The organism is Modicisalibacter radicis (assembly GCF_900961225.1).
Taxonomy (GTDB): domain Bacteria; phylum Pseudomonadota; class Gammaproteobacteria; order Pseudomonadales; family Halomonadaceae; genus Modicisalibacter.
This window is the reverse complement of record NZ_CAAHFN010000142.1, coordinates 97,890-110,880: the sequence shown is the minus strand read 5'-3', so window position 1 is coordinate 110,880 and position 12,991 is coordinate 97,890. Positions and strand designations below refer to the sequence as shown.

Annotated in this window: 14 protein-coding genes; 9 read left to right on the top strand and 5 right to left on the bottom strand. The window is 66.5% G+C overall.

Annotation, left to right across the window (positions count from 1 at the left end; translation table 11 throughout):
• Nucleotides 1-48 precede the first annotated feature (48 nt).
• The 5 genes from HR9077_RS21470 to HR9077_RS21445 all read right to left on the bottom strand — a co-directional run bounded on the left by HR9077_RS21470 (nt 49) and on the right by HR9077_RS21445 (nt 3,883).
• Nucleotides 49-546 (bottom strand): hypothetical protein, encoded by a 498-nt coding sequence (locus tag HR9077_RS21470; protein WP_136069335.1) that lies wholly within the window; start codon nt 544-546, stop codon nt 49-51.
• 379 nt (nt 547-925) lie between these two features.
• Nucleotides 926-1,255 (bottom strand): hypothetical protein, encoded by a 330-nt coding sequence (locus tag HR9077_RS21460; RefSeq protein WP_136069334.1) that lies wholly within the window; start codon nt 1,253-1,255, stop codon nt 926-928.
• A 238-nt stretch (nt 1,256-1,493) separates the two neighbouring features.
• Nucleotides 1,494-1,643 (bottom strand): BrnA antitoxin family protein, encoded by a 150-nt coding sequence (locus HR9077_RS21455; protein WP_136069333.1) that lies wholly within the window; start codon nt 1,641-1,643, stop codon nt 1,494-1,496.
• A gap of 126 nt (nt 1,644-1,769) precedes the next feature.
• On the bottom strand, nt 1,770-2,129 hold the full coding sequence (locus HR9077_RS21450) for a helix-turn-helix domain-containing protein (protein WP_244613416.1): 360 nt from the start codon (nt 2,127-2,129) through the stop codon (nt 1,770-1,772).
• Nucleotides 2,130-2,209: 80 nt separating this feature from the next.
• The gene (locus tag HR9077_RS21445) at nt 2,210-3,883 is read right to left on the bottom strand and encodes a methyl-accepting chemotaxis protein (protein WP_136069332.1); all 1,674 of its coding nucleotides are present in this window, start codon (nt 3,881-3,883) and stop codon (nt 2,210-2,212) included.
• A 256-nt stretch (nt 3,884-4,139) separates the two neighbouring features.
• On the opposite strand from HR9077_RS21445, the gene HR9077_RS21440 reads away from it, so the two are divergent.
• From HR9077_RS21440 to HR9077_RS21400, 9 genes are all read left to right on the top strand, one after another.
• Nucleotides 4,140-4,652: a hypothetical protein gene (locus HR9077_RS21440; protein WP_136069331.1), complete on the top strand. Its 513-nt coding sequence runs from the start codon at nt 4,140-4,142 to the stop codon at nt 4,650-4,652.
• 956 nt (nt 4,653-5,608) lie between these two features.
• On the top strand, nt 5,609-6,295 hold the full coding sequence (locus HR9077_RS21435) for a beta-ketoacyl synthase chain length factor (RefSeq protein WP_136069330.1): 687 nt from the start codon (nt 5,609-5,611) through the stop codon (nt 6,293-6,295).
• Entirely contained in the window at nt 6,295-7,161 is an 867-nt protein-coding gene (locus HR9077_RS21430) for a lysophospholipid acyltransferase family protein (protein WP_168381020.1), read from the top strand. The genes HR9077_RS21435 and HR9077_RS21430 overlap by 1 nt, the downstream gene beginning before the upstream one ends.
• Nucleotides 7,085-7,348 (top strand): phosphopantetheine-binding protein, encoded by a 264-nt coding sequence (locus HR9077_RS21425; protein ID WP_136069328.1) that lies wholly within the window; start codon nt 7,085-7,087, stop codon nt 7,346-7,348. Before HR9077_RS21430 ends, HR9077_RS21425 begins: the two co-directional genes overlap by 77 nt.
• A 42-nt stretch (nt 7,349-7,390) precedes the next feature.
• A complete protein-coding gene (locus HR9077_RS21420) occupies nt 7,391-7,972 on the top strand; it encodes a COG4648 family protein (protein ID WP_136069327.1) in 582 nt (193 codons plus the stop codon).
• A complete protein-coding gene (locus tag HR9077_RS21415) occupies nt 7,969-9,753 on the top strand; it encodes an AMP-binding protein (protein WP_136069326.1) in 1,785 nt (594 codons plus the stop codon). Before HR9077_RS21420 ends, HR9077_RS21415 begins: the two co-directional genes overlap by 4 nt.
• Nucleotides 9,746-10,504 (top strand): glycosyltransferase family 2 protein, encoded by a 759-nt coding sequence (locus tag HR9077_RS21410; protein ID WP_136069325.1) that lies wholly within the window; start codon nt 9,746-9,748, stop codon nt 10,502-10,504. The genes HR9077_RS21415 and HR9077_RS21410 overlap by 8 nt, the downstream gene beginning before the upstream one ends.
• Complete coding sequence (locus HR9077_RS21405; RefSeq protein WP_244613415.1) at nt 10,501-11,448, top strand: LpxL/LpxP family acyltransferase; 948 nt, start codon at nt 10,501-10,503, stop codon at nt 11,446-11,448. The genes HR9077_RS21410 and HR9077_RS21405 overlap by 4 nt, the downstream gene beginning before the upstream one ends.
• Nucleotides 11,438-12,991, top strand: coding sequence for an HAL/PAL/TAL family ammonia-lyase (locus tag HR9077_RS21400; protein ID WP_136069324.1), 1,554 nt, complete (start codon nt 11,438-11,440; stop codon nt 12,989-12,991). The genes HR9077_RS21405 and HR9077_RS21400 overlap by 11 nt, the downstream gene beginning before the upstream one ends.

Below are 12,991 nucleotides of genomic sequence, written 5' to 3'. Positions count from 1 at the left end.
TGCTACACCATCTGGTGGGATGAGCTGCCGATCGCCAGGCTGCGGTGATTAGTAGTAGGACTGCACCACCTCGTTCCGACAGATCTTCACCCAGTGATAGGGACGGTGCCACTTGAGGACGGTGCAGGTACCGTCCCTTCCAGAGCGGTCAGGTCGGCCGTAGATGAGGCGAGCGTCTCCCTCAGTCATGCCCGGGATCACCACGCCCTGGGCGCGGGCTTGATCGAACTTGGATTCCTCGGCCTTGTCCCGAAGATCATGAACTCTAGCACGCTCGCGAGCCAGCTCCGCTTTGAGGCGCGCCTGTTCTTCGCGCTTGCGGTGCTGCTCAGCCAAGTCAAAGCGAGGCTCTGGCGAGCCGACCGTTGAGAGGTTATTGCCGACATCCACGGACTGGCGTTCTCCGTCACAGGGGTAGTCCTGAAACGTCGGCGTCCCGTCGACCACGCAATGATAGACCTCGGCAGCACGAGCCGGTGTCACAGCAGCCAGCGCTACTGTTGCGACCAATCCTGCCAATGCCCCTGCAGTGAGCCAACGCCTCATCCAGGCCTCCTAATGACGAGTATCGGGTGGCGTCCCTGCCTGGGTTCCATCCCCTTCCCTAACAAATACTAAATGTAACTGAAACGGGCCTTGCCCGTTGTAAGCCATGGCTTACAACGTTGTGAAAAATTCACGTCCCGCTACGCCACTTATACCGCTATCATCACCGCCTCTAGCTCGGGGGCTTCCCCTTTGAGCTCGCCGCCCTGGACGTAGGCGCGGCTGCCCACCGCAACGCCTTGCCCTCGCACTCGCACGGTGCCCCCCGCCGATCAGCTCGACGATACTGTTGCCGGCCTGGTCGAGCGCCGTCACGGTCCCCACCTGCAGCGGGTCGCCGGGTAGTAGTCGGCGCAGCTTGCTCCATGGGTTCGCCATCTCAGGCCTCCTGATAGGGTCGTTCGATGGTCAGGCTCTGGCGTACCGCCAGGCTCACGCCGCCATTGCTGGCCCGCTTGGCGTTGGCGGTCACGCTCAGGCCGCGGACCAGACCCCGCAAGTCGCCCTCGAAGCCGCCGCCAGTGTCCTCGCTGGCCTCGATCATCTGCCCGGGTTCGATCAGCCCACCCAGGTCGTCGGATATCGGGAGATCGTGCGCCTCGGTGGCCTGGCGTGCGGTACCCCGCGCTCGAGCCGGTACCGGGTCGGTAATCAGCGGGTCGACGATGGTGTCGGCCAGGCGGTCGCCAGCGGTGCCGCGGCGCTTCACTTCGGCGACAATTCCACCGGGGCTCTGGCCCTGGATCCACACGGCGCTGCGGGCGTCGATCGGGGCCAGACCCTGGTAGCTCCAGGCGCCGGGGGACCAGCCAGTCGCCCATGCTCCAGGCCATCGCCCAGCCGGCGGGTAGCTCCTGCTCGGCCAGTTGCCTGGCGTTGCGTGCCTGGTCTTTCAGGTAGTCGCGGGCCGTCGCGTAGGGTCTGGCGAGGTAGCCGGGCGCATCAATTCATATCCAGGTACCATGTTCCGCCAGGTACACCTTCAGCGCCCGATTCATGCGGGTCTGCCAGCCGGGGCCCGTCTCTCGAAAGGTCGCCACCACGTCAAGGTCCAAGCGCACGGTGACGCGCTCCTTGACCACATCGGCCTTGGGCACCCACGCTTCGTCAGGGTACCGCCCCGGTACTCGTCGGCTTCCTCGAAGAACTCGTCGGTCAGTTCCGGCGCGTCGTCAGGGTCGATCCAGCCGCTGCCGGCATCGTCTGGCATTGCTTCGATCTCCTTACGCCGGCTCCTCGTCCAGCAGGGTTTCATAGGGAATCTGCAATCCCTTGTGTAGATTTCGCACCATGCGCAGGCTCAGCCCGCGCCGGCGGTTCAGCACCTCCGACACTCGGCCACTGGAACCGATGAAGCGCTCCAGATCGCGCTGCGTCAGTCCCTGCTGCTCCATGCGAAACCGGATCGCCTCGATGGGATCGGCAGGCCCAATGGGATAATGCTCATCCTCGTAGCGCTCGACGAGAATCGACAGCACTTCCAGCTCGTCGGCCTCGGCGCTGCCTTCCTCGGCATCCCACAGCGCTTCCATCCGCGCGAAGGCGCTCTTCCTGCTGCTGGTCATCGCGGCGCTGAACCTCACCGTCGACGTCTCCGGCCTCTCCTCGGCGATAAAAAAACCCGGCCTGTACAGGCCGGGCTCCTCATGTTGCCGGAAGATGCCTAGAACGCTTCCCACTCTTCGGTCGCCGTAGCGCGTGCCGGAGTCACGGATTTCCTGGTCTGAACGGGCCGGCGTTCCGCGCCGGGGTTGCCGGGTAGTGCCTTCGGGGCTGAGCTGGCCATGCCACCGGCAACCCGGAACGTGGCAATGAGCGCCGACAACTGCTCCGCCTGGTCTTCGAGTGAAGCCGCCGCGGAACTCGTCTGCTCGACGAGCGACGCGTTCTGCTGCGTCACGGAATCCATCTGGGTCACGGCGACATTGATCTGATCGATGCCGCCGTTCTGCTCATGCGTTGCCGCCGCGACCTCGCCCATCAGCTTGGAAACCTTGCCGATGGCCTCGACGGTCTCGCTGATGGTCTTGCCGCTACGCTCGGCCTGTTCGGCCCCCGCCTCGATGCGCGATGAGGTCGCCTCGATCAGACCGCGAATCTCCTTGGCGGATTCAGCGCTGCGACTGGCCAGCGACCGTACCTCGCTGGCCACCACCGCGAACCCACGTCCCTGCTCGCCCGCGCGTGCCGCTTCGACCGACGCATTCAGAGCCAGGATATTGGTCTGGAAGGCGATCGAGTCGATGACGCCGATGATCTCGTTGATCTTGCGGGCGCTTTCCTCGATGGAGCGCATCACTTCGACCGTCTGTTGAACCTCGCGACCGCCCTCCTCGGCCTTGCGGGAAGCCTGGGTGGAAAGTTGATCGGCCTCGCCGGTCGCATCGGCATTCTGGCGCACCGTGGAGGCCATCTGTTCCATGCTCGATGCCGTCTCCTGTAGCGCAGAAGCCTGCTCTTCGGTGCGTGACGACAGGTCCTGGCTACCAGAAGCGATCTCACGGGCTCCCGTGAAAACACTCTCGCTATTGCTGCGCAGAGCGCGCACCAGTTCCACCAGCTTGCCCTGCATCTCCTTCAGCGAGGCGAACAACTGGCCGATCTCATTGGACCCCCGATCCTCGATGCGCGCGGTGAGATCCCCCTTGGCGATGCGATCGAAGTGCTCGACCGTCTCCTGGAGGGGCCGGACGACCATGCGGATCATTCCTGCACGCACCAGGTAGGCGATAAGCAGGGCCAGGACCAGCAGGCCGATGGCAGCCGACTTGACGACTGACGCCGTGCGATCGTTCCCGGCGATCAGCGTTTCGCCGCGGGTCTCGGCATAGTGAATGAACGCGCGCACGGCCTCATCGAAGGCTACAAAGCGCTCGCTGAGCGCAGCCTGCTGGATGCGGATTTCGAAACGATCGGGTTCTTGTGCAAGCGGCCGAAGCGTTTCATCCACCAGGGCAGTCCAGCTCGCTTTGACGGCATCGACATAGGGATCTCTACGGCTATTCTCCCCGATGCGGACCGCCTCGAAGCCGGCAAAGCGCTGCTCGGCCCGCTCCAGCGCCGTTCGACTCTTCTCCGGTAGCTGGGTGATCGCGGCACTGGTCGCTTGTTCCCCCATTGCACCAGCGTACTGTTCCAGCATCGCCCACGCCCTCAGCAGATTCACCTGGGCACGGTTGAGCGCGTTGCTCTGTATGACGTTGATCTCGGCCAGCTCATGTATCGCCTTGCCACTGGAGCTCATGGAATACAGCCCCAGTGCGCTAATGACCCCCAGCATGGCGACGAGCACCAGAAGCGCCGCCGTCAGGCTGCCCTTTACGGACCAGTTTTTCATTTTTTTACCTTAAATTACTTAAATTTACGTTAATACGGATTCCTGCGCCTCAGCTATCGGCAGCACGAACGAAAAGTGAAAGAAGGAAAATTTCTTTGGTAAACGGCAGGCAGTCATCTAACAGCATGGCGAGCCATTCACCGGCCGAGGTGAAGCCGCTTTCAGTGCTTATTGGCGGAATCAGTCGCGAAAAACCATGGCAGGATGGCGCCCTGCCGAGCGGTAGACAAAAAACACTTATATGCAAGGGAACATGATGAAAAGCAAGCTACTTTTGGGCGCCTTGATTAGTACACTGGCTCTTTCCGGTTGCGCTACGATCGTCGGTGACCGCGATGAAACGGTGACCCTCAACAGCTCTCCCAGCGATGCGAATATCGTCATCACCGACGAGCGCGGCAACGAGATTCTCAGCGCCACGACGCCGACAACCACACAACTCAAGAAAGCCGACGGCTCCTACTTCGGCGGAAAGACATATAGCGTGGAGATCTCCAAAGAGGGTTACGATTCACGCAAGCTCACCATCGAATCAACGCCCAATGGCTGGTACATCGCGGGCAATATCGTCTTCGGTGGCCTGATCGGATGGTTGGTCGTGGACCCATTGACCGGTGCCATGTACAACCTTTCCCCGAGCGAGATCAATGCCTCGCTCGACGAGAGCGTGGCCAGGGCAGAGGACGGCGGCAAGGTGCTGAATATCGTCCTGCTGGAAGACCTGCCGAGCCATTTGCAAAGCGAGCTGGTGCTGATCGGCAAGGCATGATCGCGTCTGACACAGTCAAGGGCTCTGCCATGCGGAGCTTCCACTCTGCCACATAAAAAAGCCCGGCCGCTTGGGCCGGGCTTATAGCGCTGCGTTTCCTTGCTACCTCCACAGGCATCCTGCCCGTGCATCCCTGGTTCGAGCCGTCCCTGTGCTCGTCTTCCCTGTCATGAGCGTGTCCTTGCTCATCGGATTCAGTCTGGCAGTCGCAGGCGCCGACGGCTTTAACCCAGGTTGTCTTATCTTGTAAGAGATCGCCGACACGAGTTGTGCGAGAAACGCCCGCAAGGACCCGTCGATGCCCTGCCGGACGGCGGTGACGCCTGCGCCATGCAACCGAAAACGGCGACGTCGCTGGCAGCGACGTCGCCGTCCAGACCCCGCGAATCACAGCCGGCGTCAGGACTCCTGTGCTGTCGATCTCAATCGTTCGATCACGCGCATCGCGTACTGCTCACCGGCCTTGTGGGCCTGATCTTCGCTGGGATACGTCCTTCCCGGCCTATGCCAGGAGGAGTCGATGTGACTCATCTCGATCGGCATCGAAAACCGGAAACTGTAATCCCCGCCCGAGGATCGGTCCTGGTGGATTTCCAGTAGATAAGGCTGACTCTGGTACTTGTGGACCCACTTTCTGATGGCTGGCATTGGCACTACTCCCTGTTCGTCCTGTTCATCGTCCCATCCATGATCGCCAAATCCGTTTTAGCGCTCATTACAATAGTTGGCGGTCGAGGAGCTGGAAAGCCAACCGCCGCCGTCATCGGCCTGGCGACGCCGATGAAGGCCACTTCCGGGGTCATGCCCGGCCTCGAACGCCCGGGGCCGCTCGCCCGAGCGACACGGCGCCACGGGCCGTTGATGGCCTGCCGAGGTCGACTCGCGTAGGGTATGATCCTGATGTCGGTGCCCGGCTGGCAGCCGCGCGGACATCCTCGGCAATCCAGGATTCGATCATGACCACAGTCCCGCTTTTTCTCCACGACTGGCGTGCCTGGCAGCCGAACAGACCCGCTGCCGTCGATCCACGACTGTCGACATTCGAACGCCCCAGCGGCCAATCGCTGCCGGCCATGCTGCGGCGGCGGCTCAACGGCCTGGGTCGCGCGGTCTGCGATATGCTTGCCGAACTCGACCCCGACAGCACCACGCTGATGATTCACGCCTCCCGGCACGGCGACGGCGAACGCACACTGGAACTGCTGTATGCCCTGGCCGAAGGCGACGCGCCATCGCCGGCACGCTTCGGCATGTCGGTGCACAACGCCATACTCGGCGTGCATTCGATCGCCAGCGACAACCGCCGCTCGCTACAGGCACTGTCCGCCAGCGGCGACGAACTCGCCGCGCTGTTCAGCGAAGCGCGCGGTTACCTGGCCGACGGCGCGCCGCGGGTCATCGCCGTATTCAGCGATGCCCCGGTGCCGGCACGCTTTGCCGAATACGCCCCGCCCAGCCGTGGAGCGGCCGCCGTGGCGCTTGCGTTCACGGCCGACCGAGGCCGCCGCGTGCGCAGCGCACCGGCCGCGACGAACCCCGATGCGCATGACCCCCCGCAGCCAGCCGACGTCATCGATTGGCTGGTCGATGCAGCGCCATTGCGCAGTCCCCAGCGCGGCCTGGCATGGCGGCTCGACGACTGATGCCCACACAGGCGCGGCCCGCAAACGGGCGGTTTTCCCGGCTATGGCGCGGTGTCGGTACCGCGCTGGGATTTATCCTGTTCGGCCTCTGCGCGTTGATCATCGGCTGGCTGCTGGCGCCGCCGATCCGGCTGGCCGCGCGCGATGCGCCCACCGCGCGCCGCCGCGTGCGCCGGCTCGTACGCCTTGCCTGCCAGGGCTTCATCGGGGCGTTGCGCCGGCTCGGCGTGATCGAGGTACGCATCGACCATATAGAGCGCCTGCAGACTTCCGGACGGTTGCTGCTGGCCAACCATCCCTCGTTGATCGACGCGCTGTTCCTGCTGGCATCGACCCCCGATGCCAACTGTATCGTCAAGGGCCAACTGGCCGACAATCCGATCACCCGCCGGGCGATTCTCGCCGCCGGCTACATCACCACCCGCGAACCGCGCACGGTGATCGGCGCGGCCCGTCGTACGCTTGCCGAAGGTCGTCCGCTGCTGGTGTTTCCCGAAGGCACCCGTTCGCTACCCGGCCAGCCCGTCCGGCTGCAGCGCGGCGCGGCATCGATCGCTCTGGCCAGCGGCGCCTGGATCACCCCGGTACGCATTCGCTGCACCCCGGCCACCCTGACCAAGGGCGAAGCATGGTATCGTGTGCCGCCGAGCCGCCCCTATTTTCATATCGAGATCGGCGCCCCCTTGGCGCCGCTCGTCGGCGGTGATACGTCACAGCAGGCCGTTCGCGACCTGACGCGTCGCCTGGAAGACTATTTCAACAGCACCACATGGGAAGAGGGACCCTCCGATGACGACCGAGCTGGAACGCGAACTCAAGCAATTGATCATCGACACCCTGGAACTGGAAGACGTCACGCCGGATGACATCGCTCCCGACGAGCCGCTGTTCGTCGAGGGGCTGGGGCTCGACTCCATCGACGCTCTCGAGCTCGGCCTGGCCCTGCAGAAGCGCTACGGCATCCAGCTCGAAGCCGACAGCGAGGACACCCGCCGTCATTTCGCCAACCTGCGCAGCCTGGCCGCGCTGGTCGAGGAGCGCCGCGTCAAGTAACCGCCCAGGCAATCCGACAAGCTCGCATCGAAGCACGTGAAGATGGCCGCGACGAACACGCCCCTCGGCAAGACTGCCTCAGGACCGACCGTCCTGCTCAACCTGCTGCTCGGCGCCCTGGCGCTGGGTTGGCCCTGGTTGTCGAGGCTGCTTGCCGAGCGCACCGGTGGCTGGGTGCTGCTGGCGCTGGTTGCCGGGCTGGGCTGCTGGCGGCTGCCGTCGGGCTATCGGCGCTGGGCCGGCGTGGTGCTGATCCCCGCCTTGCTCCTGGCGCTGGCCGGTCACGCCACGCTGACCGTGCTGCTCTGGCCGGTGGTGATCAATCTCGCGTTGCTCGGCGTGTTCGCCTGGTCGCTGAGCCATCCGCCCAGCATCATCGAGCGCCTGGCACGCCGCGAGCAGCCCGACCTGCCCGCGAGCGGGGTGCGCTATACGCGCCGCGTGACCCAGGTCTGGTGCGGCTTCTTCGCCGTCAACGGCGGCCTCGCCCTGGCCACGGTGCTCCATGGCGACCCGGCCCTGTGGACGCTTTACAACGGTGGCATCGCCTATCTCGCGATGGCCCTGCTGTTCGGCGGCGAATGGTGCCTGCGCCAACGTATCAAGAGGAAGAGCGCCTCATGACCGACTCCCCGCTACTCTCGGCACCCTGGCGTGCCGGCGAGCCCACGCGCTGCGTCGGCTGGTGCGCCGGATCCGCTTCGGGCGTCGCCACGCCGGGCGTCGTTACGCCGGGCGTCACCACGCTCGGGGAGTTCCAGCAGCGTATCGGCGCCTGGCAGGCCTGCCTCGACACCATCGCCGGCCCCGGTCAGCACTGGTCGCTTCACGAACGCGCACCGCTGGAGTTCGCCGCCGCGCTGATCGCCCTGTGGGAACGCGGCGACAGCGCCCTGCTGCCCGCCGACGACCGCCCCGAGACACTTGCCGCCACCGACCGCCTGACCCGCGCCCGGCTCGGCGATGTCGCCGATGGCCACAGGCCCGTCTCGTCCGGCCACGCGCCGCGCTGGGGACAGCTCGCCCCCCAGCGACTCGCGCTTGCGCTATACACCTCGGGGTCGAGCGGCGAGCCCCAGCGTCTGGAAAAACGCTTCGCCCAGCTCGATGCCGAACTGGCCACCCACCGCGCCCGATGGCCGCTCGACGGGCGCCTGGTGATCAGCCAGGTCAGCCACCAGCATATCTACGGGCTGTTGTTCGCCGTGTTGCGGCCGCTCTGCGAAGGCGCCCCCCTGGCCGACACCACCTGCCGCTACCCGGAGACGCTGCACGCCTGGCTGGCGGCACTCGCCACGGAGAACACCGACGCGGTGCTGATCAGTGCCCCGCCGCCGCTGGAACGCCTGCCCGAGAGCATCGACTGGCCGGCGGTGCGCGCGCGGCTGGCCTATGTCCACTCGTCGGGGGCGCCGCTGCCCGCCGCGGCCAGCGCCCGGGCCCGCCGCCTGCTCGACGCGCCGGTGCTGGAAATCTACGGCAGCTCGGAGACCGGCGGCATCGCCTGGCGCGATCAGCATCGCGGCGAGGCCTGGACGCCCCTGCCGGGGATCGAGGTCCGCGCCGATACGGAAAACCAACTGTGGCTCCGCTCACCGTTCATCGACACCCGCGACTGGCAGCGCCAGGCCGATCGCATCGAGCCGAGCGGCAACGGCTTCCGGCTGCTGGGGCGTAGCGACCGCATCGCCAAGGTCGGCGGCAAGCGGGTCTCGCTGACCGCCATGGACCGCGCCCTCGCCGCCGACCCGCGGGTACGCGAAGTGCACACCGTAGCCCTGCCGCAACACGCCACCCGGCTCGGCGCGGTCGTGCGCCTCGACGAATCCGAGCTGCCCCGGGACCGCGCCGCGCGGCGCACACTGATCGCCAGCCTGCGCGAACGGCTGCTGGCCGGCTACGAGCCCACGGTGATTCCGCGTTACTGGCGCTTCGTCGGCCATTGGCCGAGCAACGCCCAGGGCAAGCTCACGGCGGCACTGATCGCCCGCCTGTTCGGCGATATCGACGATCGCCGCCAGCCGCGCTGGCTGGGGGTCATGGAGGCTGGCGAGGGGCGCTGTGCGATCGACCTCGAAATCCCCGAACGACTCATTTTTCTCGACGGGCACTTTCCCGGCCAGCCGGTGGTGCCGGGTGTGGTCCTGGTGCACTGGGCCTGCCAGCTGGCCCGCGAGCAGTTCGCCCTCGACGCGCCTTTTCAGGGCCTCGAACGGGTCAAGTTCCCGCTGCTGCTGCTGCCCGGCGAACGGGCGCGACTGACACTGGCGCAGGAGGACGCAACCGGCGGCCGGCAACGGCTGAGCTTCAGCGTCGACGGCGCGCGCGGTCGCCACGCCAGCGGGCGCATCCTGTTTGCCGCAACGGCCGTGGCAGAGGAAAAAGGAGACGAGCGATATGGCTGAAGCGGCCCGTCCCTGCGTACTGATTCCGGTCTACAACCATGCCGGGGCGATCGCCTCGACCTGCGCGGGCGCGCGACGGCTGGGCATTCCGCTGCTGCTGGTCGACGACGGCAGCGATGCCGAATGCGCAGCGGAACTCGATCGCCTGGCCACCGCCGACGACGTGATGCTGGTACGCCTGCCGGTCAATCGCGGCAAGGGCGCGGCGGTCAAGGCCGGCCTGCGCGAAGCCGCCCGGAAGGGCTTCAGTCACGCCCTGCAGGTCGATGCCGACGGCCAGCATGAAGCGGCCGACCTGCCGGCGTTCATTCACGGCCTCGACGCCGACGACCAGCGCCTGCGCATCGGCTACCCACGCTTCGACGCCAGCGTGCCCCGCCATCGCTACTACGCCCGCTACCTGACCCATGGCCTGGTGTGGCTGAACACCCTATCGTTCACGCTGCGCGACACCATGTGCGGGGCCAAGCTGTTTCCGGTCGCTGCCACTCTACGGCTGGTCGAGCGCCACGGCTGCGGCGAGCGCATGCAGTTCGACACCGAGCTGCCGGTGCGCTGGCTATGGGCCGGCGGCGAAGTGATCAACCTGCCGGTTCGCGTACACTACCCACAGGATGGCGTCTCGCACTTCGCCATGGCCCGCGACAACGCCCTGCTGGCACTGATGCACATCAAGCTGCTCGCCGGCATGCTGATCCGCCTGCCGCGACTGCTCGGAAGGCGCCTCGCCCAACGGAGGAAAACCACGTGAGTGCCACCCAAGAGGCCCCGCGACAGCACTGGGCGCGCATTCAGGAATCGGGCAGCGTCGCCGGCATGCGGATCATGGTCTGGATCCGCCGCCGACTGGGCCGGCTGCCGTTCACCTTCATGCTGCAGTGGGTGATCCTCTACTATTTCGTTCGCCGCCCTGTGGCGCGACGCGCCTCGCGCGATTATCTGATGCGTATCTGGCCACGGCATGCCGGACATCCGCCGCGTTGGCCGCAGCGCCTGGTGCTGCGCCATTTCCGGGCCTTCGGCCAGTCGCTGATGGACAAGGTCGACGCCTGGAGCGGCATGCCGCTCGACGTGCGCCTCGACGCCGCCGATCGCGCCTGCCTCGATGCCGCCATCACCGGTGGACGCGGTGGGCTGATGCTGGTCTCGCATCACGGCAACCTGGAAATCTGCAGCGCGATGAGCGACAGCCGCGACGATTTTCACGTCTCGCAGTTGATGCACACCCGCAACGCCCGTAAGTTCAACACTCTCTTGGAGCGCGCCACGCTGCGCCGCGGCCCCGAGATCGTCGAGGTCAGCGAGATCACGCCGGCCACCGCCATGCGCCTGGCACAACGCATCAACGACGGTGGTTTCGTGGTGATCGCCGCCGACCGGGTGCCGCTCGCCGATGACGGCCGGACCCGCGATCTCGAGTTTCTCGGCGCGCCGGCACCGTTCCCCGAGGGGCCGTTCTGGCTGGCGACGCTGCTGCGCTGCCCGATCTATACCCTGGGCTGCATGCGCGAGGGCGATCACCATCGCGTGCGCTTTCAACCGTTCGACGACACCACCCACTTGAAGCGCGCCGAACGCGAGGCGTGGCGCGACGCCGCCATGCAGCGCTACGTCGACTGGCTCAGCGAACAGTGCCGCGACTATCCGCTGCAGTGGTTCAACTTCTTTCCCTACTGGCATGCCGATGACCGCTGAGAACCCCGACGCCCATCCATTGACCCTCGACGGCTCGCCGCTGGCCATCGAGGATGTCTGCGCCGTCGCCCGCGGCGAGCGGCGCGTGCGCCTGGCCGACGACGCCGAATTCCGGGCACGCATCGAGGCCGGTCCGGCCTTTCTCGAGCGACTGCTCGCCGAGGACGGCGTGGTCTACGGCGTGACCACCGGCTACGGCGACGCCTGCACCCGCGCGGTGCCCGCCGAGCAGCTCGCCGCGCTGCCTCATCAGCTGTACACCTTCCATGGCTGCGGACTCGGCGAGATGCTCGACGCCGAGGCCGCCCGCGCCGTGGTGCTGGTACGCCTGGTATCGCTGTGTCGCGGCGTCTCTGGGGTCAGCTGGGAACTGCTCGAACGGCTGGCCTGGCTTCTCGAGCATGATGTCGTGCCGGTGATTCCCAGCGAGGGGTCGGTGGGCGCCAGCGGCGACCTCACGCCGCTGTCGTATCTCGCCGCGGTGCTCTGCGGCGAGCGCGAGGTCCATGACAACGGCCGCCGCCGCCCGGCTGCGGAAGCCTTCGTCGAACGCGGTCTTGCGCCCTACCGGCTACGCCCCAAGGAGGGCCTGGCCCTGATGAACGGCACCGCGGTGATGACCGCGCTGGCCTGCCAGGCCTATGCCCGTGGCGAGCGCCTGGCGCGACTCGCCACGCGCCTGACGGCGCTCAACGTCTGGGCGCTGGCCGGCAACCCCTATCACTTCGACGCCACGCTGTTCGCCGCCAAGCCGCACCCCGGCCAGCAACGCTGCGCCGCGCGGCTGCGCGCCGATCTGGCGACTCAGGACGATCATCCACCGCGCAACGCCTCGCGCCTGCAGGACCGCTATTCCACACGCTGCGCGCCGCACGTGATCGGCGTGCTCGAGGACAGCCTCGACTGGCTGCGCGGTTTCATCGAGGGCGAGCTCAACAGCGCCAACGACAATCCGCTGATCGACCCCCTCGGCGAGACGGTGATGCACGGCGGACACTTCTACGGCGGCCACATCGCCTTCGCCATGGACTCGCTGAAGACCCTGGTCGCCAATATCGCCGACCTGCTCGACCGCCAGCTCGCGCTGCTCGTCGACGAACGCTACAACCATGGCCTGCCGGCCAACCTGAGCGGCGCCAGCACCGAGCGCGCGCCCCTCAACCATGGCTACAAGGCCGTCCAGATCGGCGTCTCGGCGTGGACCGCCGAGGCGCTCAAGCACACCATGCCGGCCAGCGTGTTCTCGCGCTCCACCGAGAGTCACAATCAGGATAAGGTAAGCATGGGCACCATCGCCGCGCGTGATGCGCTGCGCGTGCTCACCCTCGCCGAGCAGGTCGCCGCCGGCGTGTTGCATGCCGCCTGCCAGGGCGTCGAGCTCCGCCAGGACAGCGCCGGGTCACCGCCGCCGGCGCTCGCCCGCTTCGTTGCCGAATGCCGCACGCATATCGCCCCGCTCGGCGAGGATCGCGCCCTGGACGCCGAGCTGCGCCGGCTGTGCGCCGAGCTCGAGGCGCTCGCCGCGCCGCTGTACCACCAATAG

Bases quoted from the DNA above. Each gene is read 5' to 3' on its own strand.
- HR9077_RS21420 (WP_136069327.1), top strand. From the start codon at position 7,391: ATGGCCGCGACGAACACGCCCCTCGGCAAGACTGCCTCAGGACCGACC.
- HR9077_RS21410 (WP_136069325.1), top strand. From the start codon at position 9,746: ATGGCTGAAGCGGCCCGTCCCTGCGTACTGATTCCGGTCTACAACCAT.
- HR9077_RS21470 (WP_136069335.1), bottom strand. From the start codon at position 546: ATGAGGCGTTGGCTCACTGCAGGGGCATTGGCAGGATTGGTCGCAACA.
- HR9077_RS21400 (WP_136069324.1), top strand. From the start codon at position 11,438: ATGACCGCTGAGAACCCCGACGCCCATCCATTGACCCTCGACGGCTCG.
- HR9077_RS21415 (WP_136069326.1), top strand. From the start codon at position 7,969: ATGACCGACTCCCCGCTACTCTCGGCACCCTGGCGTGCCGGCGAGCCC.
- HR9077_RS21440 (WP_136069331.1), top strand. From the start codon at position 4,140: ATGAAAAGCAAGCTACTTTTGGGCGCCTTGATTAGTACACTGGCTCTT.
- HR9077_RS21425 (WP_136069328.1), top strand. From the start codon at position 7,085: ATGACGACCGAGCTGGAACGCGAACTCAAGCAATTGATCATCGACACC.
- HR9077_RS21435 (WP_136069330.1), top strand. From the start codon at position 5,609: ATGACCACAGTCCCGCTTTTTCTCCACGACTGGCGTGCCTGGCAGCCG.
- HR9077_RS21430 (WP_168381020.1), top strand. From the start codon at position 6,295: ATGCCCACACAGGCGCGGCCCGCAAACGGGCGGTTTTCCCGGCTATGG.
- HR9077_RS21445 (WP_136069332.1), bottom strand. From the start codon at position 3,883: ATGAAAAACTGGTCCGTAAAGGGCAGCCTGACGGCGGCGCTTCTGGTG.